Source organism: Acinetobacter sp. ACNIH1, assembly GCF_002934695.1.
GTDB classification, from domain to species: Bacteria; Pseudomonadota; Gammaproteobacteria; order Pseudomonadales; family Moraxellaceae; genus Acinetobacter; species Acinetobacter variabilis.
The window spans coordinates 128,272-153,062 of record NZ_CP026420.1; the positions used below are offsets into that span (position 1 = coordinate 128,272).

Annotated in this window: 24 protein-coding genes; 13 read left to right on the forward strand and 11 right to left on the reverse strand. The window is 43.7% G+C overall.

Translation table 11 applies throughout. The annotated features are described in order from the left end of the window. Positions 1-51: 51 nt before the first annotated feature. Complete coding sequence (locus C3F22_RS00670) at positions 52-1,350, reverse strand: ABC1 kinase family protein (protein WP_004787005.1); 1,299 nt, start codon at positions 1,348-1,350, stop codon at positions 52-54. Positions 1,351-1,638: 288 nt separating this feature from the next. On the opposite strand from C3F22_RS00670, the gene C3F22_RS00675 reads away from it, so the two are divergent. Next, a complete protein-coding gene (locus C3F22_RS00675; protein ID WP_034169804.1) occupies positions 1,639-1,845 on the forward strand; it encodes a DUF1737 domain-containing protein in 207 nt (68 codons plus the stop codon). 30 nt (positions 1,846-1,875) lie between these two features. Here C3F22_RS00675 and C3F22_RS00680 read toward each other — a convergent pair whose 3' ends face one another. Both C3F22_RS00680 and C3F22_RS00685 read right to left on the reverse strand, forming a co-directional pair. Next, entirely contained in the window at positions 1,876-3,234 is a 1,359-nt protein-coding gene (locus C3F22_RS00680) for an MATE family efflux transporter (RefSeq protein ID WP_004787001.1), read from the reverse strand. A 40-nt stretch (positions 3,235-3,274) separates the two neighbouring features. Next, complete coding sequence (locus C3F22_RS00685) at positions 3,275-3,733, reverse strand: DMT family transporter (protein ID WP_004786999.1); 459 nt, start codon at positions 3,731-3,733, stop codon at positions 3,275-3,277. Positions 3,734-3,859: 126 nt separating this feature from the next. Here C3F22_RS00685 and hemW point away from each other — a divergent pair, with 126 nt between their 5' ends. Further along, positions 3,860-5,014 carry a radical SAM family heme chaperone HemW gene (gene hemW, locus C3F22_RS00690; RefSeq protein WP_004786997.1) on the forward strand — a complete coding sequence of 385 codons (1,155 nt, stop codon included), beginning with the start codon at positions 3,860-3,862 and terminating at the stop codon, positions 5,012-5,014. Between the two features lie 168 nt (positions 5,015-5,182). On the opposite strand, the gene C3F22_RS00695 is transcribed toward hemW, so the two are convergent. From C3F22_RS00695 to hemF, 6 genes are all read right to left on the reverse strand, one after another. Next, positions 5,183-5,404: a hypothetical protein gene (locus tag C3F22_RS00695; protein WP_004786994.1), complete on the reverse strand. Its 222-nt coding sequence runs from the start codon at positions 5,402-5,404 to the stop codon at positions 5,183-5,185. A gap of 381 nt (positions 5,405-5,785) precedes the next feature. After that, complete coding sequence (locus tag C3F22_RS00700) at positions 5,786-5,995, reverse strand: cold-shock protein (RefSeq protein WP_004786992.1); 210 nt, start codon at positions 5,993-5,995, stop codon at positions 5,786-5,788. A 359-nt stretch (positions 5,996-6,354) separates the two neighbouring features. Then, on the reverse strand, positions 6,355-8,178 hold the full coding sequence (locus C3F22_RS00705) for an acyl-CoA dehydrogenase C-terminal domain-containing protein (protein WP_004786990.1): 1,824 nt from the start codon (positions 8,176-8,178) through the stop codon (positions 6,355-6,357). A gap of 386 nt (positions 8,179-8,564) precedes the next feature. After that, entirely contained in the window at positions 8,565-9,353 is a 789-nt protein-coding gene (aroE, locus tag C3F22_RS00710) for a shikimate dehydrogenase (protein WP_104426973.1), read from the reverse strand. A 98-nt stretch (positions 9,354-9,451) separates the two neighbouring features. Next, complete coding sequence (locus tag C3F22_RS00715; protein WP_005233693.1) at positions 9,452-9,658, reverse strand: hypothetical protein; 207 nt, start codon at positions 9,656-9,658, stop codon at positions 9,452-9,454. A gap of 150 nt (positions 9,659-9,808) precedes the next feature. Then, positions 9,809-10,756, reverse strand: a complete 948-nt coding sequence (gene hemF, locus C3F22_RS00720; RefSeq protein WP_104425676.1) for an oxygen-dependent coproporphyrinogen oxidase — start codon at positions 10,754-10,756, stop codon at positions 9,809-9,811. 241 nt (positions 10,757-10,997) lie between these two features. Between hemF and hemN the strand changes: the two genes are divergently transcribed. Further along, positions 10,998-12,371: an oxygen-independent coproporphyrinogen III oxidase gene (hemN, locus tag C3F22_RS00725; protein WP_104425677.1), complete on the forward strand. Its 1,374-nt coding sequence runs from the start codon at positions 10,998-11,000 to the stop codon at positions 12,369-12,371. A gap of 151 nt (positions 12,372-12,522) precedes the next feature. Here hemN and ribA read toward each other — a convergent pair whose 3' ends face one another. Continuing rightward, positions 12,523-13,125: a GTP cyclohydrolase II gene (gene ribA / locus C3F22_RS00730; protein WP_104425678.1), complete on the reverse strand. Its 603-nt coding sequence runs from the start codon at positions 13,123-13,125 to the stop codon at positions 12,523-12,525. Positions 13,126-13,436: 311 nt separating this feature from the next. On the opposite strand from ribA, the gene dxs reads away from it, so the two are divergent. The 8 genes from dxs (at position 13,437) to C3F22_RS00770 (ending at position 22,265) form a co-directional block, all read left to right on the forward strand. Then, positions 13,437-15,347: a 1-deoxy-D-xylulose-5-phosphate synthase gene (gene dxs, locus C3F22_RS00735; RefSeq protein WP_104425679.1), complete on the forward strand. Its 1,911-nt coding sequence runs from the start codon at positions 13,437-13,439 to the stop codon at positions 15,345-15,347. A 114-nt stretch (positions 15,348-15,461) separates the two neighbouring features. Then, the gene (locus tag C3F22_RS00740) at positions 15,462-16,292 is read left to right on the forward strand and encodes an inositol monophosphatase family protein (protein WP_104425680.1); all 831 of its coding nucleotides are present in this window, start codon (positions 15,462-15,464) and stop codon (positions 16,290-16,292) included. Between the two features lie 529 nt (positions 16,293-16,821). Then, positions 16,822-18,630, forward strand: coding sequence for a DEAD/DEAH box helicase (locus tag C3F22_RS00745; RefSeq protein WP_104425681.1), 1,809 nt, complete (start codon positions 16,822-16,824; stop codon positions 18,628-18,630). A 406-nt stretch (positions 18,631-19,036) separates the two neighbouring features. Next, positions 19,037-19,855, forward strand: a complete 819-nt coding sequence (locus C3F22_RS00750; RefSeq protein WP_005233709.1) for an ABC transporter ATP-binding protein — start codon at positions 19,037-19,039, stop codon at positions 19,853-19,855. Next, complete coding sequence (gene mlaE / locus C3F22_RS00755) at positions 19,852-20,631, forward strand: lipid asymmetry maintenance ABC transporter permease subunit MlaE (protein ID WP_004786970.1); 780 nt, start codon at positions 19,852-19,854, stop codon at positions 20,629-20,631. Before C3F22_RS00750 ends, mlaE begins: the two co-directional genes overlap by 4 nt. Next, positions 20,631-21,308, forward strand: a complete 678-nt coding sequence (locus C3F22_RS00760; RefSeq protein WP_004786968.1) for an outer membrane lipid asymmetry maintenance protein MlaD — start codon at positions 20,631-20,633, stop codon at positions 21,306-21,308. Before mlaE ends, C3F22_RS00760 begins: the two co-directional genes overlap by 1 nt. Positions 21,309-21,326: 18 nt before the next feature. Continuing rightward, on the forward strand, positions 21,327-21,962 hold the full coding sequence (locus C3F22_RS00765; RefSeq protein ID WP_104425682.1) for an MlaC/ttg2D family ABC transporter substrate-binding protein: 636 nt from the start codon (positions 21,327-21,329) through the stop codon (positions 21,960-21,962). A 12-nt stretch (positions 21,963-21,974) separates the two neighbouring features. After that, on the forward strand, positions 21,975-22,265 hold the full coding sequence (locus tag C3F22_RS00770; RefSeq protein WP_004786964.1) for an STAS domain-containing protein: 291 nt from the start codon (positions 21,975-21,977) through the stop codon (positions 22,263-22,265). A gap of 335 nt (positions 22,266-22,600) precedes the next feature. On the opposite strand, the gene C3F22_RS00775 is transcribed toward C3F22_RS00770, so the two are convergent. After that, positions 22,601-23,614 carry a CorA family divalent cation transporter gene (locus tag C3F22_RS00775; RefSeq protein WP_004786961.1) on the reverse strand — a complete coding sequence of 338 codons (1,014 nt, stop codon included), beginning with the start codon at positions 23,612-23,614 and terminating at the stop codon, positions 22,601-22,603. 152 nt (positions 23,615-23,766) lie between these two features. Between C3F22_RS00775 and C3F22_RS00780 the strand changes: the two genes are divergently transcribed. After that, entirely contained in the window at positions 23,767-24,357 is a 591-nt protein-coding gene (locus C3F22_RS00780; protein WP_034590268.1) for a TIGR00730 family Rossman fold protein, read from the forward strand. Positions 24,358-24,385: 28 nt separating this feature from the next. After that, positions 24,386-24,790 carry an NUDIX hydrolase gene (locus C3F22_RS00785; protein ID WP_004786957.1) on the forward strand — a complete coding sequence of 135 codons (405 nt, stop codon included), beginning with the start codon at positions 24,386-24,388 and terminating at the stop codon, positions 24,788-24,790. Position 24,791: the final 1 nt, after the last annotated feature.

A 24,791-nucleotide genomic window follows, 5' to 3' on the forward strand; every position in this document is an offset into this window, starting at 1 on the left:
TTGATATTTCAAGTGAAGTAGGGTTACAGCTTGTAAGCTTATTACTTCAACCTAACTGCGACTTGGCACAATTTCCTCAAATACATCACTCAAATCATCATGTACTTTCAAATGAATTAGGTTCCAGTACTGTCCGGAAATAGTACGGTTCACCATCAAGGTATCTGGCGACGGTTTGAATACATCCCAATATTTTAGAGAAGGTTTGAGCAATTCCATTCCATCATGATGTGCTGAGTTTTCAGCAAAATCATAATTGGTAGTTAAAGGACGCATCAGCACTTCTAGCCATTGCTCATACAGATCGGCCGGGAATTTTCCGGTTTCTGTCAGGGTATGCAAGGCATCCAGTTGCTGTTCAATGGTCGAAATATCCTTGTCACGGGCTGCATGGATCAGTTCCTTGAAATGAGTAATGATCTCGGTAGAAAGCGTTTTAACACCGCCGTAATCGTAAATAATCACCGAGCCATCTTCACGGAAGGCAAAGTTCCCTGGATGCGGATCACAGTGGAAACGTTTCAGATAGAAAATTTCCTGACCAATCGCACGGAATAAACGACGGCCTAGGGCATTACGGGTTTCTAGCGGCCATTGGCTGGCCGTTTCCATACTTTCACCCTGTTCCAGGCTTAGGGTCAGAATATGGCGGGAAGAATATTCACTAAATACTTTTGGAATCACAATTTGGTGATCGAGTGATTCATGAAAGGCACGTGCCACTTCCAGATTCTGAGCTTCAATTTCATAATTGAGTTCATTGTCCAGACTATGCTGGATTTCCTTGAATAGCTGATCCTGCAACTTGCGGTCAATTTTCAGTACACCCATCAAACGTAAGGCAAGACGAACCTGTTTCAGGTCACTTTCACAGGCTTCTTCCACTCCCGGATATTGCACCTTGACCACAACCTGCTGGCCATCGGGTAGCGTCGCTTTATGTACCTGTCCGATTGAGGCTGCAGCAAAAGGCTGCTCATCAAACTGCTGGAATAGATCCTGCAAAGATTTGCCTAATTCTTTTTCGACCTGTGACTGGATCTCTTTAAATGGCATTGGTGGAGCCTGACGCTGCAATTTGGAAATGGCTCGAGCAACTTCAGGTGGGAAAATATCTTTATATTGCGAGGCAATCTGGCCGACTTTCATCACCGCACCTTTCATTTCCCCCAAGGTATCAGCAATCTGTACTCCAATATCCTGAAATAATTTACTGCGTGCAGCATTTTTCTGCTCTTCATCTGCAGTTAAATTTTTAATCGAATTGGATAGGGTTTTACTTGCAATACTTGCGGTCATTCCAGCCAATTTCATAAAGCGGCGACCAGGCGTTCGAGCCGTTTTTGCCATGCGAGATTCCTCAAAATCACCATTTTTATGGGTGTATTTGATCATAGGTGACAAACTATAAATTGCCTATATTTAATTGTAGATGTTATGTTGCAAAGCTTCTCAAAGTGTTCATATTTGCTTGATATTGTTCACTTGATTTATGCAATTTTTAAGCCATTTTGTCGTCTGTACGGCAGTTTTTGAATCAATTATTTAATTATTCTGAAGAGAGCAAAGCACGATTTTTAAGTTCCTTTCCATGATAAAAGGCTTAAAATAATGGCACCTCAAGATCAAGAAATTTCAATGAAAGTCTATCGATATTTTACTGGCAAAGATGATGTGAATTTTTGTGCCCGTGTGACCAAGGCACTCAATGAAGGCTATGAACTTTATGGTGCACCGACCATGACCTTTAATGGAACAGATGTCATTGTCGGGCAAGTGGTGATTAAGGAAGTGTCAGATGAGTCCGAGATTCCACAGGGATTAAAAGATGCATTAAATCAGTAATTCAATGCATCTTTTTAAATAATAGGAGGATTAGGCACGCTGGCTTAAACGTTTGTTATTGCCATAAAGCCGTGCCAGCAATAAAACACAGGCCACGCTCAGACCGACAATCAGACCGACCCAGACGCCTGCCGCCCCCATATCTCCAAAACGGGACAAATAAACCCCCACCGGGAAGGCAATCACCCAATAGGCAATCATGGTGATCCACATTGGGCCTTTGGTATCCTGCATACCGCGTAAGCAGCCTGCAGCACTGATCTGCCAGGCATCCATCAGCTGATAGGCCACTGCAAAGAGCACCAGATAAAGCGCGATCTGGGTCACCATCGGGTCAGAAGTATAGAGCGCTACGATTTCACTACGGAACACCCAAAGCATTAGCATGATCAGCAGAGCTAGAATCGTCGCGGTCATCAGACCTAAACCTTGTACTCTACGCATGGCATCCCAGTTCTGTTCACCATAGTAAGTTCCCACCCGAATGGTCAGCGCAATGGCCAGAGACATCGGAATCATGAATAATTGTGAGGTAACGGAAATAGCAATCTGGTGAGCGGCCACAATGGTTTCACCTAATGGACTCAAGACAATCGCTGCGGTACTAAAAATACTCACTTCAAAGAAAATTGCCAGTCCGATCGGAAAGCCCAGCTTTAAAATCCGTTTCAGCCAATATCCGTTCAGCTTTTCCCAATGACTAAATGGCTGACTGCTTTGATAGACCCGATTTTTAAAAATATACAGTGCCAGACTCATTAACATGAGCCATTGCAGAATTGCTGTAGCAAAACCACAACCGGCACTGCCCAGTGCCGGAATAGGGCCAACTCCATACATAAAAATGAAGTTTAATGGAACCAGAAGCAGTAGCGCCATGAGGCTAATGGCAGTGACCGGACGCGGGTAACCAATGGCCTCAGAATAGCCGCGTAAAGCCGCATACATAGTCACAGCAGGCATACCAAAACCGATCGCATGCAGGAAGAGGCCAGCTTTAGGTTGCAGGCTTTCTGGGACACCTAGTAAAGGTAAAGTGAGGGGCAAAACTTGTAAAACCAGACCCGCAATCACCCCCAGGATGAATGCGACCCATAATGATTGCCGCGCAATTGTAGCGATTTTTTCAGGTGTACGTGCGCCTTTGGCTTCCGCCACTAAAGGTGTGGTGGCGATCATGATACCGCTAAAAAGCAGCATGACTGGAATCCATAGCCCGACACCAACTGCAATCGCTGCCAGGTCAGTCGGTGAGAGACGCCCGGCCATAATCGTATCAATCAGGCCCAAACCTGCCTGGGAAAATTGTGTGACCAGAATGGGCAACATCAGATGGAACAGCTGTTTTAATTCATAACGACGGGTTGTGGCTGTCAAAACATTAGACACAAAAATTACTCATTAGTGATCATGTGCTTAGAGATAAGGTTTAGCGTTGTAAAGTGAGAAGCACACCAATAAAAATCACCACGCCACCTAAAAGACGTTGCCAGTTCACCGGCATTTTTTCATTGCCCAGCAGACCAAACTGATCGACGATCATGGACATCACCATCTGACCAAAAATAATCATTCCGGTCAGTGTCAGGAAGCCCATTTTAGGTGCAGCATAAATGCTCATGCTGATCGCATAAACACCCAAAAAACCACCTAACCAGAGATACCAGGGAATTGCCATCAGCTCCTGTAAGCCTGGTTTGGGATGTGACTGAAACAGCACGATGCCGGCAAGCACTATTGTACCAATCAAAAAGGAAAAAAATGCAGCTTGAATAGGAGAATATAAATATTCTTTTAATTGGGTATTAATAGCCGTCTGTAAGGTCAGCAAGACCCCGATCGCAAAGACCAAAGGCAGTAAAATAAGGAGCTGGGAAGATATTTTCATAATTTTAACTATCTAATTCTATTTGAATTTTTAGGCATTAGGCGATGGCGATTTTAATTTTAGCAGTGTTGTTGCCGAGTCATGTTAAAATTACGCTAGATCTTGTAGTTGTTTTTGAGTAGTTCTTTGGCTGAATTGAATCCTGCACTTATTCCCTTATCCCTGTATATCCATATGCCGTGGTGTGTACGTAAATGTCCGTATTGTGACTTTAATTCGCATGCCGTACCTGATGGAAAACTCTCTTTGGACCTAGAACGGGAATATCTGCATGCGCTGGTAGAGGACTTTAAAACTCAGGTTGATTTTGCCCAAGGCCGTTCGATTCATAGTGTATTTATCGGTGGGGGAACGCCGTCACTGATCTCTGCTGCAGGTTATCAGTGGCTATTTACCGAACTAAAAGCACTGATTCCTTTTGAAGAGAATTGTGAAATCACACTGGAAGCCAATCCGGGTACAGTGGAGCATGATCCATTTGCTGGCTATTTAGCAGCTGGTATTAATCGTCTTTCGATAGGCGTGCAAAGTTTTAATACCGAGCATCTGAAAAAGCTGGGCCGAATTCATAGCAATGAAGATGCGATCTCGGCGATTGGCCTGGCGCGTGACGCAGGATTTCAGCGGATTAATGTCGACTTGATGCATGGCTTGCCTGAACAGACATTGGAGCAGGCACTCAATGATCTGAAACTGGCGGTCGAGAATGGTGCTACGCATATTTCCTGGTATCAGTTAACCATTGAGCCGAATACCGTGTTTTTCCGTACTCAGCCGATTTTACCGGTCGATGAAGTACTGGAAGAGATTCAGGAACAGGGGGAGGCCTATTTAAAAGCCAATGGCTTTATCAATTATGAAGTCTCTGCCTGGCGTAAAGAATTGCCATCGGCACATAACCTGAATTACTGGCAATTTGGTGATTATCTGGCCATTGGAGCAGGGGCACATGGCAAAGTGACTCAACCGGATGGTGTTTATCGTTTCCAGAAAACCCGTTTGCCTAAAGACTATTTAGCCAAAGTGCCAGCCGAACATTTGCAGTTTAAGCGCATCGAAGTGGCAGATATGCCGTTTGAATTTATGATGAATGCCTTACGTTTAAATGAGGGTGTGGAAGCGAAGCTTTATCTTGAACGAACAGGCTATAGTCTGGATACACTGAATGAGTTGCTGACTTCACTGCGTCAACGTCAACTGATGGTAGAAGATACAGAACGTCTGGCATGTACTGAGCAAGGTCACATCTTTTTAAACTCTGTGCTGGAAGAGTATCTTTAATTGCCTAATCTATCCGAATAATTAATCCAGTTTAAAAAGAAAAAGCCCGATGAGTTACATCGGGCTTTTTCTTCTCTCTCCACTATGCATTTAAGCCATTCGGATTAACGATACTTAGGCGGTAACTTGTGATGCAGGCCATTGTGATGATTTTTGTTGAAGAAGCCTTTATGGATCTTTCTTGCCAAACTTATCATGACGATCATGCTGGTTAAAATGCGCTTTAGGAGGTGCTTTATGGAAGCCAGCTTTATGCGGTATTGGTTTCTTATCAAAATGATGCGCTGCTAGCGTTGGATGACGATGGTCCGGTCCAGGAGTGGCCATTGCTGACATGGTAGCTGTTGTTGCGATCAAGCCAATCATTAAAGAAGAAACTAGTTTTTTCATGATCATACTCATATTTATTCAATGAGTTCATCATAGGAGTCAGCGATGTAGGGGAGATGGAGCCATAGACAACACTTTTGTAAATTTCAGAATTTCTTTCAATTTTGTATTTAAATAACTAATAAATAATAAATTTTATTAAAAATTCTGTATTTTTATGGGCAATTTTTGATTTTAAAATCATCAAAATTCTTCTCCGTTTCTTCATGTTTTAAAGTGAGTGAAATCAGATGAAGAAATTTAGGACAAGATGATGAATGAAAAGCGAATATAATATTTAATTATCTTTTAAATTTAATTAATTGATCTGGAAACTAAAATTAGTCAATTTAAGTTACAAAAAAAGCACTCTAATGAGTGCTTTTTTTCATCTTCGCAATATTAAATTGCAGTGATGTTAGTCGCTGTAGGACCTTTTTGGCCTTGAGCTACGCTGAAAGAAACCTTTTGGCCTTCAGCTAAAGTTTTGAAACCTGAACCTTGGATTTCGCTGAAGTGAGCGAAAACGTCTGGACCATTGTCTTGTTGAATGAAGCCAAAACCTTTAGTTTCGTTGAACCACTTTACTGTACCGGTAACTGTGTTAGACATAATATAACCTATTGAATTTTATGGATTTATAGTCAAAATTTCAGATGACTAGCTGTAACTTTGAAAAATAAAAAGGATGGAGCTTATTGATCTTTAAAACGAAGGTTTATGACTAAAACTGCGATACTTAAAAGAAGACTAACCAAAACAAGAATTTTTCTAGTTATCGCCATCATACCCTGTATTTATAGATATTCAAGTAAATTATATGGATTATTTAATAGACGTCTGAAAATTATAGATATAAATTTGTGTAGTTTGTGTACGCAGCAGATTTTTCTTTGTATCCAGTCATCATTTTGACATATGAAAAAGAGCGCCGTAGCGCTCTTTTTAAAGCTAAAACCTAAACTTTTGACTTAGTAATCAAAACTGAAGTGTTCTGCTGCCAGTGAAGTCATGGTTTTGGATGGATTCACCATTGCTTCAGCATGGCCTTGGGCACGTGGCAATAAACGCTCAAAGTAGAAATCAGCAGTTTTAATTTTCGCTTTGTAGAACTCTGGAGCTTCTGCACCATCACCAGCAACCAGTTTCGCTGAAGCCACTGCAGCTTGTTGTGCCCAGAAGTAAGCCATCATTACATAGCCTGAGAACATCAGGAAGTCCACAGAAGCAGAGGATACGATGTCACGGTCTTTACGTGCTGCCAGCATGATACGTACAGTTAACGCATTCCACTGTGCACATAGCTTGGTCAGGTCCCAGGCAAAACGGCGCATGTATTTATTGCGTGCATGCTGTCCACAGAATTTCAGAATTTCAGCGGTGTAATCACGAATCACTTTACCTTTAGAGGTTAGCAGGACCTTACGACCAATCAGGTCAAGTGCCTGAACGCCAGTCGTTCCTTCGTACAGGGTAGAGATACGTGAGTCACGAACGATTTGCTCCATGCCCCATTCTTTGATGTAACCATGACCACCAAATACTTGCATACCGTGGTTCGCTGCTTCATAACCCATTTCAGTCAGGAAGCCTTTCAGAATAGGGGTATAGAAACCTAAGTGATCATCTTGCTGTTCAAATTCAGCAGTATCACCACGCAGCAGGGCATCATTCATGTTATCTGCGATTTTTGCTGCATGATAAATCATGGCACGACCACCTTCAGCAATCGCTTTCTGGGTCAACAGCATACGGCGCACATCGGCATGGTGGATGATCGCATCCGCCACTTTTTCCGGATCTTTTTTACCAGACAGGGCACGCATCGACATACGTTCTTTGGCATATGGCAATGCACCCTGGAACGATAATTCTGCATGACAGATACCTTGAATTGCGGTACCAATACGCGCGGTATTCATGAAGGTAAACATGGCATGCAAGCCTTTGTTTGGCTCGCCAATTAAATAACCCACTGCATTATCAAAGTTCAGTACAGCGGTTGCAGAGGCACGGATCCCCATCTTGTGTTCAATCGAACCACAGTTCACAGCATTACGTTCACCGATGCCGCCATCTTCAGTGGCAATGAATTTTGGTACGATAAACAGGGAAATGCCTTTGGTGCCTTGTGGTGCATCTGGAAGGCGTGCCAAAACGATGTGTACGATGTTTTCAGTTAAATCGTGTTCACCTGCAGAAATGAAGATTTTAGTACCAGAAATCGCATAAGTACCATCAGCTTGTGGTTCTGCTTTAGTTTTTACCTGACCCAGATCGGTACCGCATTGTGGCTCAGTCAGACACATGGTTCCTGACCAGGTACCTGCAACCAGATGCGGTAAATAGGTATTTTTCTGTTCATCAGTACCATACTGGATGATGGTATTGATACAGCCCACGCTCAAACCTGGATACATCTGGAAAGACCAGTTTGCCGTACCCATCATTTCTGATTTGATCAGGTTTAAAGACATCGGCAGGTTTTGACCGCCAAATTCTTCAGGATAAGACAGACCTTGCCAGCCACCTTGTACGAACTGATCATAAGCTTCCTTGAAGCCTTTAGGTGTGCGTACTTCGCCATTTTCAAAATGACAGCCTTCTGCATCGCCGGTCTGGTTCAGTGGAGAAAGTACATTTTCACAGAAATCTGCCGCACCTTCTAGAATCATGTCTACCGTATCTGCATCGGCATATTCGCCATTTGACAGTTTTTGGTAATGTGCAGGGTAATCAAGCACTTCATTCATTAAGAAGCGAATATCACGTAAAGGAGCTTTATATGCTGGCATGCGTTTAATCCTGATTAAAATAGTTTTGGATTATCTGTATCGATTCTATGATTATTCACATTGGGGATAAAAAAACATTGATAAAGACAACAAATAAAAATGTCAGAAAAGCGAATCGAGAAGATCAGACAAGTTTAAAGATTAAATAAAGGAAATCTCCATCTTTAAATAAGACACTTGTATTTAAAAACGCTTATCTGTCTGGACTTTAATCAATATTTAGGGAGATTGTCTAGGGGTGTTTTTGTATGAATTGTACACGAATGTTAGGGTCTAATTATTGGATAAATCATGTCATTAAATCCAATTTAATTTTATTGTTTTTAATGAAAGGAAAAGAGTGAACGAATTAATGACTGACCCGTTCACCTGAAAAATATTTAGAATTAAAGAAAATCTTTCAGCTCAGGTTTTACCCCGTTCCAGATATAAAAAGATTCAATAGCCTGACCGATCAGCATGCCGAAACCCTCAGAAGTAGGGACGCCACGGGCTTGAGCTTGATCCAGAAAAGTGGACGGTTTGCCATAGGCCATTTCATAGGCATGTTTAAACTGTAGAGCTTCAGGTAGTACCAGCGCATCACCACTAAGACTGGCAGAAGTCGCATTAATTATAATATCAAACTCACCGGCTAAATCAGTTAAGGCAATGGCTTGCAGTTCTGCTTGTGGAACAGCGTCTTTTAGATCGGCAACCAGTTGTTCTGCACGTGACAAAGTACGGTTAGCAATAACAATCTTCTTCACACCGGCCTGTACCAATGGATAGATAACACCGCGGGTCGCGCCACCAGCACCAATAATCAGGATATCGGTATTTTCCAGAGTCCAGTCAAGAGCACGAATAGCCTCCACTAAGCCTTGTCCGTCAGTATTGTCACCATGCAGAATGCCATCTTTCATCCATAGGGTATTCACGGCTTTGGCGATTTTGGCACGTTCGGTAAGGACCTGGCATTGGGCAAAGGCCTGTTCTTTGAAGGGCACAGTCACATTCATGCCAATACCGCCCTGAGCAAAAAATTCCTGGATATTGGCTGTGAAACCATCCAGTGGGGCAAGGCGTTTGGTATAGGTCAGATCGACCCCGGTTTTGGCAGCGAAAGCCTGATGTAGTTCAGGAGAGCGTGATTGTTCGATGGGGTTGCCAATAACGGCAAATTGCTTGCTCATTTCACCATGTCCATGTGCGGAAATGGCCATTAATATACGTGAAAATGCAGGAGGGCTAAAGCCTGTCAGCAGTGAAAAGCAGGCTGGAGTTTAAAGGTTTAGGAACTACAGATTTCAATAATATGTTCGACAAAAAGCAAGGCCATACTAAAGAGGGTTCCAGCAATCGTGAGGACACTCACAAAAATGGCAACTACATCTAGAATCAGGTTATGACTGATGACAGCGGTACTAATCGCACTAATACCAAGCGCCAGAAATAGCCAAAAGGCCAATGTAGCAGGATTAAGGTGAAGCTTAAACATTGTTATTTTTACCTAACAGAATTTATCTTTATCAGAGTCAAGATCTAGGAGTAGATCCTGAAATATCTTTCTGAGTTGCAGTATAGAGGATTTATCCATTAAAAAAGCCCTCGATCTGAGGGCAATTTGTATTTAAATATTTTGATTGCTTTATTTAGTTTTTAATTCTGTTAACCAGTCATGCGGTTTAAGGTAGTAATCGGTTAAGCGTTTTTCTGGTGACCCTTCAGCCCATTCCGGGCGGTATAACCAGCCGGTAAGAGGCGGCAGGCTCACTAGAATCGATTCAATCCGGCCACCCGTCTGCAGGCCAAACAGTGTGCCACGGTCATATACCAGATTGTATTCCACATAACGGCCACGACGGTACAGCTGGAAATCACGTTGTGCTTCAGTATAAGACTTGTCTTGGTTACGCTGGAAAATTGGCAGAATTGCTTCGAGATAACCATTGCCTACAGCCTGTATATACTGAAAACAGGTTTCAAAATCCCATTGATTCAGGTCATCAAAGAATAGGCCACCGACACCGCGCTGCTCATCACGGTGTTTTAGATAGAAATAATCATCACACCATTTTTTATGTTTTGGATAAACCTCTTCGCCAAAAGGCGCACAGAGATCATGCGCGGTCTGGTGCCATGACAGCACATCTTCATCATTTGGATAGAAAGGGGTGAGGTCAAAACCGCCACCAAACCACCAGATCGGATCCTGACCTTCTTTTTCCGCTACAAATAAACGTACATTGGCATGTGAGGTCGGGACGTTCGGATTTTTAGGATGGATGACTAATGATACACCCATGGCTTGGGCTTTAGCTCCTGCTATATTCGGATGGCGTTCAGTGGCAGAAGCGGGCAGTTTGGAAATATTGATGTGAGAGAACATCACACCGCCTTTTTCAATCACCGTACCATTTTGCAGCACACGTGAACGGCCACCGCCACCTTCAGGACGTTCCCAGTCATCAATCAGGAATTCAGCTGTACCGCCACCGGCACGTTCCTGCTGTTCCAGCGCGGCACAAATCCGGGCTTGCAGGTCGAGGAGAAAATCGCGAACGCGTTGAATATCTGCAGAGGTAGGATGCTGCATCAGAACCCTCATAGGGAAATAAAAAGACTGCTTACATCAAAGCATAAAATGGCCTAAAAATTAAGGTGTTTTTCTGGATGCTCACCATCTGTAACAACATTCAACCTAATGTTTTAGAAGGATGTGTAGAGCATTAAATCCGACCAGACTACTAGGTTGAATTCTTTTTTTGAGCTCCGCACAATAACCTCAACAGCGCTTATGCAGCGCATTAACCTGACTGATAAGGTGGTAGGCATTCATGACTGTGCAGGCAAATTCTCTCATTCAAAAATATAATGTCCCCGGTCCTCGCTACACCAGTTATCCAACCGTACCTTATTGGGAAGAGTCAGGATTTTCACTAGAGCTTTGGAAGCAGACACTAAAACGTTCTTTTCAGGAGTCGAATGCGACTGAAGGCATTAGCCTGTATATCCATCTGCCATTTTGTGAAAGTTTATGTACCTTTTGTGGCTGTCATAAACGGGTGACCAAACGTCATGAAGTCGAGCAACCTTATATACAAGCTGTGCTGAAAGAATGGGAGCTGTATTGTGAGTTATTAGAAGAAAAACCCATCATCAAAGAAATTCATCTTGGTGGTGGGACACCGACGTTCTTTTCCATTGAACATTTAACCCAGCTGATTCGAGGTATTTTGTCCAAAGCCAAGATTGCAGCAGAGCATGAATTCAGCTTCGAAGGTCATCCAAACAATACCACGCGTGAGCATTTGCAAGGCTTGCATGACCTGGGTTTTCGTCGGGTCAGTTATGGCGTGCAGGATTATAATGAAACCGTACAAAAAGCCATTCACCGGATTCAGCCTTATGAAAATGTTAAACAGGTGACTGAATGGGCACGTGAAATTGGTTATGAATCGATTTCGCATGATCTGGTTTTTGGTCTGCCATTTCAAAGTTTGGAGGATGTCTTGAATACCATCGATCAGACCAATTCATTATTACCAGACCGTCTGGCTTTATATAGCTATGCGCATGTACCTTGGATTAAAGGGAATGGTCAGCGTGGTTTTAAAGATGCGGATGTACCGAAAGATGAGATCAAGCGTCAATGTTATGAAGAGGGTAAGAAAAAGCTCCTGGCGCATGGCTATCATGAAATTGGTATGGATCATTTTGCGCTAGAAAAAGACAGCATGTACCAGTCCTTTCAATCCGGAACTTTGCACCGTAATTTTATGGGTTATACCGCATCTAAAACTCAGGTGATGATCGGACTCGGAATTTCTTCGATTAGTGATAGCTGGTATAGCTTTGCGCAGAATGTGAAAACTATTGAAGAATATTATGAACTGCTAGAGCAAAACCAGATTCCGGTCTTTAAAGGCCATATTCTGAATCAGGAAGATCTGGCTATTCGTAAGCATATCCTGAATCTGATGTGTAGCTTTACCACCTCTTGGGCAAAACCTGACATGCAGTTTGCTGAAATTGATGAAGTTCTAAAGCAGCTTGAGGAAATGCAGCAGGATCAGCTGATCAAAATTGAAGACTCTTCAGTCACGATTTTGGAGAAAGGGAAACCATTTGTACGCAATATTTGCATGGCTTTTGATTTACGTTTAAAGCGTCGTATGCCAGAGAACCGGATTTTCTCGATGACGATCTGAATCTCCCCCTCTTGCGGAGCAGTGCTCCTCATCTTTGAAAAAGAGGGGGAAAAGCCTCCCTGAGCAAGACTTAAGCATGGCTTTAAGTCGAAGCGCAAGAAAGGGAGGTTTGGAGGGGTTAAGTTAAAAGGTCGAAGAGATTTAAAAATAATTAAAAATCTTCCTTCTGATACATATGCGCCATACGCTCATGCTTGGTTTTGAGGTATTGCTCATTGAATGGATTCAGACCCACAGTGAGTGGTACACGGTCCACTACATTAATGCCTTGCTCTTTCAGTGCATCAATTTTTAAAGGGTTATTGGTGATCAAGCGGACGGCTTTTACACCTAAGTGATCCAGCATGATGCTGCACATATCATATTGACGTGCATCTGCCGGTAAATTCAGCATTAGGTTGGCATCGACCGTATCATGTCCCTGGTCTTGCAAGGCGTATGCACGGATTTTATTGGTCAAGCCAATTCCGCGTCCTTCCTGACGTAAATAAAGAATGACACCGCGACCCACTTCATTAATCAGTTTTTGTGTTGCCTGGAGTTGAGGGCCACAGTCGCATTTTAATGAAGCAAAGGCATCACCGGTTAAACATTCAGAATGTACACGGACCAGCATAGGTTCATCACTTGGTTCTTTTAAGCCTTTAGAAAGAGCGACATGTTCTTCGCCAGTTTTAGGGTCTTGAAAAACAGTAATTTTAAATTCACCATGAGCGGTCGGTAATCTTGAAGTTGCGACAAATTCGATAGGCACAGCTGAACCCGTAAAATCCTAATAAAGTAGCTAAAGTATAGCGTAATGCTTAAACATTAGTAGAATTGCTCAGCTGAATTTATGAAGAACATTTTCTTTTTTGTAGAAAGCGAACGATAATAGTTGATAAATAGTAAGATTATTCAGGATAATCGTAGCCTGCAAATTTTTCACCCCGACGAGATCGCTGTTTAATATTGCATCGCTAGAAGCGTAGCTGAATTGAAGCTGCTACAATTCAACTATATGATCGGTTATTCCCCATTGACCTAGCTTAAGATTTTGCCAGGCTTTAGAAGGCTTTGCCATATATGCTGTATACAGAAATACCAACTCAACGCCCTGTAACACCGTTGCTTGATGCGATCGATCATCCTGAGCAACTGCGTGCACTCGAGCAAAGCCAGCTCACTCAAGTGGCGGATGAGTTACGTCAATTCATTTTGTATGCTGCGGGTCAGAGTGGAGGACACTTTGGGGCCAATCTGGGTGTAATTGAGCTCACCGTCGCTTTGCATTACTGTTTTAACACGCCACATGATCGCCTGATCTGGGATGTGGGTCATCAGGCTTATCCGCATAAGGCGTTGACCGGACGTCGTGAACAGCTCACTACAATCCGTTCAAAAGATGGTCTGGCCGCATTTCCGGCGCGTGAAGAATCCGAATTTGATACTTTTGGGGTAGGGCATTCATCTACCGCAATTTCTGCTGGCCTCGGCATGGCTTTGGCACGCCGTTATCAGAACAATCCGTGTGAAGTCGTATCAATCATTGGTGATGGGGCCATGACCGCAGGTATGGCTTTTGAAGCTATGAATGATGCTGTGGCACATCAGGCTGACCTGATGGTGGTTCTAAACGACAATGATATGTCGATTTCATGTAGTACTGGTGGTTTTGCCAAGCATCTAGCTGCAATCTGGGAACGTGGCGAATTCGTCAACGTAACTGAAGATGGTGAGGCTTATGTACAGCCGCACCCGGAATGGCTATATAACTCGCGTTTACATCAAGCTGCAACTGATGCTGCTGATAACCTGTTTAAAGCCATCGGTTTTGATTATTTTGGTCCTTATGATGGCCATGATGTTAAACAGCTGGTACATGTTTTTAAAGCCTTGAAAAAACGTAAAGGTCCACGTCTGATCCACATCTATACCAAAAAAGGTAAGGGCTTTGCGCCCGCAGAATGTGACCAGATTAAATACCACGCCATTAGTAAACTCAATGCAGTTGCAGCCCCTAATCCAGCACCGAAATATTCAGATGTATTTGGACAATGGTTATGTGATGAAGCAGCACAGGATAAACGCCTATTGGCGATTACTCCGGCGATGTGTGAAGGCTCGGGTATGGTGCAATTTGCCAAAGAATATCCAGAGCGTTTCTTTGATGTGGCCATTGCAGAACAACATGCAGTGACGCTTGCCGCTGGTATGGCTTGCGAAGGTTTAAAACCGGTCGTCGCAATTTATTCAACTTTCCTGCAACGGGGTTATGACCAGTTGGTCCATGATGTAGCGCTGCAAAATCTGGATGTGACGTTTGGGATCGACCGTGCCGGACTGGTCGGCGAAGATGGTCCAACGCATGCCGGTGTCTATGATTATGCCTATATGCGTACCATTCCGAATCTGGTGATCATGGCACCAAAAGATGAGAATGAATGCCGTCAGATGTTGCATACGGCTTATCTGTATCATGGTCCGGCAGCAGTGCGTTATCCGCGCGGGAATGGATTGGGTGTTGAAATCCAGAAAACCATGACCGAGATGCAGATCGGTCAGGCAGAATTGTTGCTCAGTCTGAACGAACAATATGATGAATATGTTTCGATTCTAGCGTTCGGTAGTCGGGTTCAAGCCGCAGTTGAAGCTGCTCAAGTCTTTGCCAGCAAACATGACGTGGGTGTGCGCGTAATAAATATGCGTTTCATCAAACCACTGGATACCAAAATATTAAACCAGCTGGCCCATTCAACCAGTCTGTTTGTCACTGTTGAAGAACATGCAGTCATGGGCGGTGCAGGAAGTGCTGTGAATGAGTATCTGGCTGAAGCTCAAATCGTTAAACCAATCCTGAACCTAGGTCTAGCGGATAGCTTTATGGCACAAGCAACACATAGTCAAATGTTGCAACAGGCAGGACTTGATAGCCAAGGCATTGAAAAATCAATCAATGAAGCCTGGTCAAAGCTAGGTCAAAGCGTCCTGCTATAAACTCTTAAAAAGTTTCGACACATTTTTTCCCAAAAAGCCCGGATATTTGCTAAAATATGCGGGCTTTTATGCATTATTCTTTATCAGTATCTTCAAATTTGTAGTGGGTGTTCAATGGAACCTATGGTGGTGATGGCTGCGCGTGCGGCTCAATTAGTTGGTCAAGAGCTTTTAAAAGCGCATCAAAATCGTCATAAACTCGATCTGCAAGTCGAAGAAAAAGGCATTGATGGTCCGGTAACGCGTGTAGATCGTTATCTGGAACAGTTGACCATCGATACTCTACTTAAAAGCTATAAAAATCACAGTTTCCTTGGTGAAGAATTTGGTCTGCAAGAAGGTAAAGGTCACGACGCTGATTGGTGTTGGGTGATCGATCCACTTGATGGCACACTAAACTTTATCAACGGTTTTCCGCATTTCTGTATCTCTATCGCAGTTCAGCACAAAGGTGTAACTCAACACGGTGTTATTTATGATCCGGTGAAAGATGAGCTATTCTCTGCGAGCCGTGGTCGTGGTGCGATGCTGAACCAGCGCCGTATCCGTGTAAATGTTAAAGACAGTCTGAACAATACTTTCCTGGCAGTAGGTCATGCTTACCGTACTAAACGTAATGGTGAAGTAGTCTCTTATGCCAAGAATCATTTTGATGCATTGCTCAATGTGACTGAAGCAGGTGCACAATTCCGTCGTGGTGGTTCAGCTGCCTTGGATCTGGCTTATGTCGCTGCTGGTCGTCTTGATGGTTACTTCGAGCTTGGCTTGAAACCTTGGGATATTGCAGCAGGCGAGTTAATCGTGAAAGAAGCGGGCGGTACTGTGGTTGATGCGCGTGGTGGTAGCGATTCTATGGAAAATGGTCAAGTTTTGGCTTGTTCAATGAAAATGCTGAAACCTCTTATGCAAGCAGTTGTTCCTGCTTGGGGTGAGGCAGCGAAATAATCGGGTTTAACGCCGTAAATCGAATATTAAAAAGGTATCTCTCGGGATGCCTTTTTTATTTTTTGACAATAATTACGGGATAAATATCTTCATATTTAGATGATTCACAGCATTGATAAAAAGAAAATTGACCAGCTGGAGGATTAATTACATTTCTTTTCTTGGTTAAGTCTTAGAAATTGATGAAGAAATTAGCAGTTAAACAAAATAATCTGAAAAGCGGATGACTTTATGAATAATCCTGCTATAATCTGCGCACGCACTTAATTTCTGTTCGTTACCTGAACATTTCTCTTCTTATCATTGTGTATGCGCGTGCGGTCCAAAGAGAGGACGATATCTCGCGCCCCAATCGCTAAAGCGATTCCTTCAGGTTATGCCGTAATCATGCGTGCGTTATATCACATCGTCGTTACTCGGATCGCCGCTGAATCATCTCTTTTCAGCGTTTAATTGCTGTACCGCTTTTTGTCGATGTCCATTTGACTTTATTTTTAATGGAGCACCCAATTTCCGGGTGGAATACTCTATGAGCAAAACTTTTGCTGAATTTTCTTTGCATGAATCGTTACAACAAGCCCTTCAAGGCTTAGGTTTTACTACTCCGACTCCTGTACAAGAACAATCTATCCCTGCTGCACTAGAAGGTAAAGACCTTTTAGTATCTAGTCAGACAGGTTCGGGTAAAACCGCTGCGTTCCTTCTCCCAACTTTGAACGCGCTTGCTAACCAAGATACTTTCGTACCATTTAAAGAACGTATGAAAGCGGTGACTCAACCGACTATTCTGGTGATTTCACCAACTCGTGAATTGGCACAACAAGTATGCCAAGACGCGATCGCATTTGTACGTCACATGAAAGGTGTTCGTATTGCTGCAATTATGGGTGGTATGCCATTTGGTAAACAAATCCAGCAGTTAAAAGGTGCACAGGTTGTTGTAGCAACTCCAGGCCGTTTACTTGACCTTGTTAACCGTCGTCAAATCAAACTTGACAAAGTTGACTCGCTGATCGTCGACGAAGCTGACCGTATGCTGGATCTTGGTTTCTCTGAAGACCTGGAAGCAATCGGTGACTTGGCTGCAAACCGTAAACAAACACTGATGTTCTCTGCAACTTTCGCTCCACGTATCATTACCCTTGCTGAACGCATGATGAATGAACCAGAGCGTATTGCAATTGAAACTGGTCACTCTACCAATACTGACATTACCCAGACTTTACACTGGACTGATGGCTTTGAGCACAAGAAAAAACTTCTTACTCACTGGTTAAACGAAGAAGATGTTGATCAGGCAGTGGTCTTTGCTTCTACTCAAGAAGATACAGATATGCTGGCTGAAGAACTTGCTGAAGCAGGTTTATCAGTTGTTGCTCTGCATGGTGCGATGCCACAAACCGTTCGTAACCGTCGTCTGCGCAGTATCCGTGAAGGTCGTGCAAAAATCCTGGTTGCAACTGACGTTGCAGCACGTGGTCTAGACGTACCGACAATCTCTCACGTGATCAACTTTGGTCTTCCTATGAAGAACGAAGACTATGTACACCGTATCGGTCGTACAGGTCGTGCGGGCCGTACCGGTAAAGCAATTACTTTAGCGACTTATCGTGAACGCGGTAAAATCCGTGCACTAGAAGACTTCCTTGAAGCTCGTCTAAATGTATCTGAAATTGAAGGTCTTGAGCCATCTCCACCTCCTGCACGCGGTAGCCGTGATGGCGCTGGTCGTGGTCGTGGCGGTCGTCGTGATGGCGGTCGTGGCTTCGGTGGTGGTCGTCGTTTCGAAGGCGAGAGCAATTTCAAACGTCGTGAAGGTGGTGATGACCGTCCACGTCGTAGCTTCGATGACAAACCTCGTGGCGAACGTCCTGCGTTCGGTGGCGAAGATCGTCCACGTCGTGACTTCAACAGCGATCGTCCACGTCGTGAAGGCGGTTTCGGTGATCGTCCACGTCGTGACTTCAATGAAGACCGTCCACGTCGCGAGTTTAACAATGATCGCCCACGTCGTGATTTCGGTGACCGTCCTCGTTTCGAAGGTAATGATGACAACCGCGGTAACCGTGTAGATTACAAACCACGTCGTGAAGGTTCTTTCGGTGACCGTCCTAAACGTGATTTTGGTGATCGTCCTGCTCCACGTCGTGAAGGTGGTTTCGGTGACCGTCCAGCACGTCGCGAAGGTGGTTTCGGTGATCGTCCAGCACGTTCATTCGGTGATGACCGTCCAAAACGTGACTTTGGTGACCGTCCAGCGCGTCGCAACTTTGATGACAAGCCACGTGGCGAGCGTTCATTCGGTGAAGATCGTCCACGTCGTAAATTCAATGACTAATTGAATAACGTCTGAAAAAAAACCAGCCTGAGTGCTGGTTTTTTTATGCATTGATTTTTTGTTTTTTCAGCATAAAATACCTAATTCATTAACTTTTTCTAGGTTTATGATGATCCGTAATCTGAAAGTGTCTTTTTATAGTCTTTCATATTATTGAGGGGTACATGTCCTACATTGCGGTAACTTTGCTTTTGTGCAATCTGATTTATTATGTATATCGTTTTTTAAATGGATCATAGTCTGTTAAAATCGCGTCGAAATAAAATTTTCGATTACTAGAAATATATGGCCAGGCATGGAGCATTATGTTTTCCATGAACTTGACCCTTCATTTTCAAATGCTAACATGTTGAACTTCGTTCTTTTGTCATATGCATGCTGAAAAAATGCAGGAATAAACTCAGCTATGAAAAATCAAACAGCGCAGGATCCTCAGTCTTTGATTGAAGTCAAGAATTTGAGTTTCAAGCGGGGTGAGCGTGTAATTTATGACGATGTCAGTTTAAACATTCGTCGTGGGCAGATTACCGCCATTATGGGACCTTCCGGAACTGGTAAAACCACTTTATTAAGATTGATCGGCGGGCAACTGACGCCTGAACAGGGTCAGGTTTTACTGGACGGTAAAGATATTGCCAAGATGTCCCGTTCCGAGCTTTTTTCTGCACGTGCACGTATGGGGATGCTGTTCCAAAGTGGCGCTCTGTTTACCGACATGAGCGTCTATGAAAATGTTGCCTTTCCGATTCGTGCGCATACCAAATTGCCTGAACATCTGATTGCTGAAATTGTGGCTTTGAAACTCGAGTCAGTAGGACTACGTGGGGCAGAGCAAATGATGCCTTCAGAGCTGTCTGGCGGGATGAATCGCCGGGTGGCTTTGGCTCGGGCGATTGCACTGGACCCTGAACTGATCATGTACGATGAACCTTTTGCCGGGCAGGATCCGATTGTGATGGGGGTTTTAACTCGACTAATCCGCTCTCTACGTGAAGCACTGGATTTAACAACCATTATTGTTTCGCATGATGTGGCAGAGACTTTATCGATTGCCGATTACATTTATGTAGTCGCAGAAGGCAAAATCCAGGGTGAGGGCACAGCAGAAGAATTGAAAAATCATCCTTCAGCCTTTGTGCAGCAGTTCCTAACCGGTTCGGTTGAAGGCCCGGTAGATTATCAGTTTAGTCATCAGGCTTATTTAAGTGATGAGGTACGTTCATGAATGCCATTGCTGCCTTAGGTAGACGCGTTATTGAACGTGTTCAGGGAATTGGTGTTGCAACACTGATGCTGTTGCAGATTCTCTTTTCCATGCCGACCTGGCTTGGAGTAAAGCTGTTTGTTTATCAGATGTATCGGGTCGGGGTGCTGTCCCTCTTGATCATTGCGGTATCTGGCCTGTTTATTGGTTCGGTACTCGGTTTGCAGATGTATACCATTCTGTCGACATTCGGTAGTGAAGCGATGCTTGGTACTGCAGTGGCTTTAACCTTGTTACGTGAATTGGCACCTGTGGTTGCTGCCTTACTATTTGCGGGTCGTGCCGGTTCTGCTTTAACTGCTGAAATTGGACTGATGAAAGCGACCGAGCAATTGTCCAGTATGGAAATGATTGGGGTCGATCCCTTAAAACGGGTGATTTCACCACGCCTTTGGGCCGGTATTTTTAGCTTGCCCATGCTCTCTGTGATCTTTGCTGCGGTCGGGATTATGGGCGGAAAAATGGTGGGTGTTGATTTTCTGGGTGCAGATGAAGGCGCATATTGGAGTGGCATGGAAAGTACCGTGCGATTCTATAAAGATGTCCTGAATGGCACCATTATCAAGAGTTTTGTTTTCGCATTAATTTGTACCTGGATCGCGGTTTATCAGGGTTATGCCTGTGAACCAACATCAGAAGGTATCGCAACTTCTACAACACGTACGGTCGTCTATTCTTCGCTGTGCGTATTAGGTTTTGATTTCGTGTTGACTGCGGTCATGTTCGGAGGTATTTAATGAAATCACGTACTAGTGAGCTGGCCGTTGGTGTTTTTGTCATTCTTTTTGGTATCGCCCTGTTCTTTTTGGCGATGCGTGTTAGCGGTCTGGTAGGCACCAATATTTCTGATAGCTATCAGATGACAGCGACTTTTGAAAATGTAAATGGCATCAAACCACGTGCTAAAGTTGCTTTAAGTGGGGTGAAAGTCGGTCAGGTTGATAAAATTACGCTGGATCCGGTGACTCGGTTAGCCACTGTCCATATGACGCTAGATGGCTCTCTGACTTCTTTCAATGCCGAGCAGCTCAAGCAGGTTCAGCAGGAAGCATTGGAAGAGTTACGTTATAGTTCAGATTATACCGCAGCCGATCCTGCGCAACAAAAAACAATGGAAAAACAACTATTAGATAACATGAAATCCATCACCAATATTGATGAAGATGCTTACATTATGGTAGCAACAAATGGTTTATTGGGTGAAAAGTATCTGAAAATTATTCCAGGTGGCGGTCTGACTTACTTGAAACGTGGTGAGCAGATTGCGAACACTCAAGGCACCATGGAAATTGAAGATTTAGTGACGAAATTTATTACCGGTGGTGCCGGAAAATCGTCAGATAGTCAGGAAAGTGCCTCAGAAGAAGCTGCATTTTCAGAAACAACAGATGCGGAACCTGCATTTGTTGAATAACAGATTGAGGAGATTTGAGTGAAGACTTTAGTAAAACAAACGCTTGCTGCAAGCATTCTTTCAACAATGGTTGCTGGTACAGTGTTTGCTGCACCGTCTGAAGCCCCACCTGCTTTTATTAAAAGAGTTGCAGACAATTTGATTGATCGTCTTAAAACCGATCATGCCAAATTGCAGAATAATCCTGCGCTTGTGAAAACGATTGTTCGTCAGAATCTTGACCCGTATATCGATTCACAATCGTTTACCCGGATTGTGATGGGGACTTATGCGACCAATCAGTATAGTACTGCAGTGCAGCGTGCACAGTTTGAAAAGAACTTCCGTGAAACCCTGATTGAAAATTATGGTACGGCTTTCTCTAAGTTCAGTAACCAGACTTACAGCGTTCGTCCTTACAAGGCGACTAACAGCAAAAATCCTGTGGTGACTATCGACTTTAATAACAAAGGCGAGAAAATCCCGGTTGCTTTCCAGCTGGTTGATAAAGGTTCACAATGGAAAATCCGTAACATCAATGTTTCTGGTATTGACCTGGGTCTGCAGTTCCGTAACCAGTTTGCGGCTACAGTAAAACGTAATGGTGGTAATCTGGATAAAGCCATTGCCAACTTCAAGCCAGATGCAGAAGCGGCGATTGACAAGAAAAAATAAGATAGGTGAGCTGTGATTCAATTCAATAATCAGGAACTGCAGGTTTCAGGCAAGATTGACGCTGACAATGCGCAGTGCTATTACTTAGATGGTCTGCGTGTTATTCAGTCACAGGACAAGTTTCCTGTGGTAGTTAATCTGGCTGGACTTGAGCAGGGTAGTACTTTGGCTTTGGCTGTTCTGGTGCGCTGGTTGCGCCAAACTCCACAAGCACGAGGACTACAGTTTAAAGCAGTTCCTGAAAAAATGATGAAGATCATTCAAGCCTGTCATTTGCAGGATGATTTGCAGATCATTCAGTAAATAAAAAAGCACCGAAAGGTGCTTTTTTATTGCCGGTATATTTTAAAAAAGTTCCTCCCTTTCTCAAAGGGAGCTTAGGAGGGGTTAGTTAATTAACCTCTCCCTAAAGGAGAGGGAACTTGTATTTTAAAAAAGTGGAGAAATGGGCCTGGACTCGAACTTTAAGCAACTATTGGAAGTCTTTTCTCTCTGAGCGAGATTTAAAGCACTGCCTTAAATCTAAACACAAGAGAGTTAGAGAGAGAGTTAATTCTGACCCCACCCATGCGTAGCAGTGCTGCACATCACCTGAAAAGAGAGGGAAATTCCTCCCTTAGGAGAAATTAAGAGGGATTCTAAATCCACTTCTTCCACCTAAAGTAAATAAGAGGCCCAATCAAAAAGCCCATAATAATAATGCTCACCATCACAAAGCTCATCGAACCTTGAGCGAAGGGCAAGACATCAGTATTCATCCCGTAAATACTTGCAATCAGCATGGGTGGCGCAAGCATACTCGGTAAAATCGAGAAGCGACGGATCGTATCATTCTGTTCAGTGTTAATGAATCCGGACGTGGTATCCAGCAAGAAGCGGACTTTCTGGAACAGGAAGGCATCATGCTCGACCAGTGAGCGGACGTCTTCACTGAGTTCTCGAATATCCGCATCATAAATATGACTGCCTAAGGCACGTGGACGTGACAGGAAGGTAAGTACACGGCGTAAATCGATCAGACAGAGCTGAGCTTTCCCGAGCATATCTTCCAGTTGGGCCAGACGGGTAATCATGTCGTCCAGATCCAGGATCTGTTCACGATGCCGGTTATTCAGCACTTCGGTTGAGTATTTTTCCAGATCCTTATGTACATCTTCCAGAATATCGGCCAACTCATCCAGTTTGGCCTCGAGCAAACCCAGCAAAATCCAGGTTGGATCTTTATAGTCAATATCATAATCATTGCGACGCGCACGGGCACGAAAGGCCCGGAAAGCTACCAGCTTTTCACCGCGTAGGGTAAAGAGCCGGTCTTTATGCAAAATGAAAGCGACTGTCTGAACCGTTGCGAGGATGCTGGCATCATCCTCATGTTCACTTTCGACTTGATAATTTTTATTTTTCGTTAAGAAATAGGTACTGATGTGCAAAATACCGTCATCATCACGGTAAAATCGGGCACTCGAAGAAATATCTTCCAGAGATTTTAAAGTGGGCAGGTTTTGCTCATAGGCATCCAGAATCCATTGCTGTTCTTCCTGTGAAGGCGCAATTAAATCTATCCAAACCAGTTCCGGATGCAGGTCGAAATCACCATTGATGGTGGCATCTTCTAGGCTACCGCGCTCTGTGGCGTAAAAGGCTTCAAGCATGCTGTCTTTTCTCCCTTGCGCAGTATGTTAATCTAAATGCGTGTATTTTAGACAAGGAATTGAATAAAAACACTGATTGTGCAGTTATTTTTGAAAAAAAACTCTCAGGCGCTGCCTGCGTACTATATACCGGCAATGCAATGGTGAAAATGATGAATTCTATCGCAATTTTCTGTGGCTCAGCGCTAGGTTCTGAACCTGGTTATAAACAAATTGCTGAAAAGGTAGGCCAAACCCTGGCAAAAAGACAGCAAACACTGATTTATGGTGGTGGTCGTTCCGGATTAATGGGCATTGTAGCGGATAGTGCCCTGGCTGCAGGGGGAGAAGTCATTGGTGTCATTCCAAGACCCTTGGTGAATCGAGAACTGGCGCATCCGCATATTACCAAGCTGTATGTGGTCGACAATATGCATGAGCGTAAGACCAAAATGTCAGAACTCTCCGATGGTTTTATTGCCATTCCGGGTGGAGCTGGAACGCTCGAGGAAATTTTTGAGCAATGGACTTGGGCACAGCTTGGGATTCATAAAAAACCTTGCGCTTTTCTTAATGTCGATGGCTTTTATGATGATCTGCTGAAATTTATTCAGATGACCACGGACAAAGGCTTTACCAAGCCACGTTTTACTGAATCCCTGATCGTAAGTGATGACTTCGAAGAAATTTTGAAAAAATTTCAAGACTACCAGCCGCCTGAAGCAAAATGGGGTATGGTCGATCAGGAAGATCTCGTAAAATAAGTATTTCCCATTTGATCGTTCCGAATTCATGAAAATTATTACTGTCGCAGCTGCCATTATTTTGAATTCAGATCGGCAGCTGCTGCTGGTGGTCCGTAAGAAAAATACTGACTGTTTTATGCAAGTGGGTGGCAAGCTGGAACCGGATGAAGCACCTGAATACACCATGCTACGTGAAATTCAGGAAGAAATTGGCTGTCAGGCTGAGATTCAGCAATTCATTGGGCGTTTTGAGACACAAACTGCCAACGAACCGGATCATCAACTGGTCAGTTATGTTTATCTGGTGCAATTAGATGGCGAACCACATATTGAAGCTGAGATCGCCGAGATGAAATGGGTGGATCTGGATCAGGAAGATGTGAAACTTGCACCTTTAACTACAGAAATTGTCATACCTTGGGTTAAAAAGAACTTACTGGCACAAGCCTGAG

Excerpts from the sequence above, each read along its gene's own strand:
- C3F22_RS00670 (WP_004787005.1), bottom strand. The coding sequence starts at position 1,350 with ATGGCAAAAACGGCTCGAACGCCTGGTCGCCGCTTTATGAAATTGGCT.
- C3F22_RS00675 (WP_034169804.1), top strand. The coding sequence starts at position 1,639 with ATGAAAGTCTATCGATATTTTACTGGCAAAGATGATGTGAATTTTTGT.
- C3F22_RS00685 (WP_004786999.1), bottom strand. The coding sequence starts at position 3,733 with ATGAAAATATCTTCCCAGCTCCTTATTTTACTGCCTTTGGTCTTTGCG.
- C3F22_RS00695 (WP_004786994.1), bottom strand. The coding sequence starts at position 5,404 with ATGAAAAAACTAGTTTCTTCTTTAATGATTGGCTTGATCGCAACAACA.
- C3F22_RS00700 (WP_004786992.1), bottom strand. The coding sequence starts at position 5,995 with ATGTCTAACACAGTTACCGGTACAGTAAAGTGGTTCAACGAAACTAAA.
- C3F22_RS00705 (WP_004786990.1), bottom strand. The coding sequence starts at position 8,178 with ATGCCAGCATATAAAGCTCCTTTACGTGATATTCGCTTCTTAATGAAT.
- aroE (WP_104426973.1), bottom strand. The coding sequence starts at position 9,353 with ATGAGCAAGCAATTTGCCGTTATTGGCAACCCCATCGAACAATCACGC.
- C3F22_RS00715 (WP_005233693.1), bottom strand. The coding sequence starts at position 9,658 with ATGTTTAAGCTTCACCTTAATCCTGCTACATTGGCCTTTTGGCTATTT.
- hemF (WP_104425676.1), bottom strand. The coding sequence starts at position 10,756 with ATGCAGCATCCTACCTCTGCAGATATTCAACGCGTTCGCGATTTTCTC.
- hemN (WP_104425677.1), top strand. The coding sequence starts at position 10,998 with ATGACTGTGCAGGCAAATTCTCTCATTCAAAAATATAATGTCCCCGGT.
- dxs (WP_104425679.1), top strand. The coding sequence starts at position 13,437 with ATGCTGTATACAGAAATACCAACTCAACGCCCTGTAACACCGTTGCTT.
- C3F22_RS00740 (WP_104425680.1), top strand. The coding sequence starts at position 15,462 with ATGGAACCTATGGTGGTGATGGCTGCGCGTGCGGCTCAATTAGTTGGT.
- C3F22_RS00745 (WP_104425681.1), top strand. The coding sequence starts at position 16,822 with ATGAGCAAAACTTTTGCTGAATTTTCTTTGCATGAATCGTTACAACAA.
- C3F22_RS00750 (WP_005233709.1), top strand. The coding sequence starts at position 19,037 with ATGAAAAATCAAACAGCGCAGGATCCTCAGTCTTTGATTGAAGTCAAG.
- mlaE (WP_004786970.1), top strand. The coding sequence starts at position 19,852 with ATGAATGCCATTGCTGCCTTAGGTAGACGCGTTATTGAACGTGTTCAG.
- C3F22_RS00760 (WP_004786968.1), top strand. The coding sequence starts at position 20,631 with ATGAAATCACGTACTAGTGAGCTGGCCGTTGGTGTTTTTGTCATTCTT.
- C3F22_RS00775 (WP_004786961.1), bottom strand. The coding sequence starts at position 23,614 with ATGCTTGAAGCCTTTTACGCCACAGAGCGCGGTAGCCTAGAAGATGCC.
- C3F22_RS00780 (WP_034590268.1), top strand. The coding sequence starts at position 23,767 with ATGAATTCTATCGCAATTTTCTGTGGCTCAGCGCTAGGTTCTGAACCT.
- C3F22_RS00785 (WP_004786957.1), top strand. The coding sequence starts at position 24,386 with ATGAAAATTATTACTGTCGCAGCTGCCATTATTTTGAATTCAGATCGG.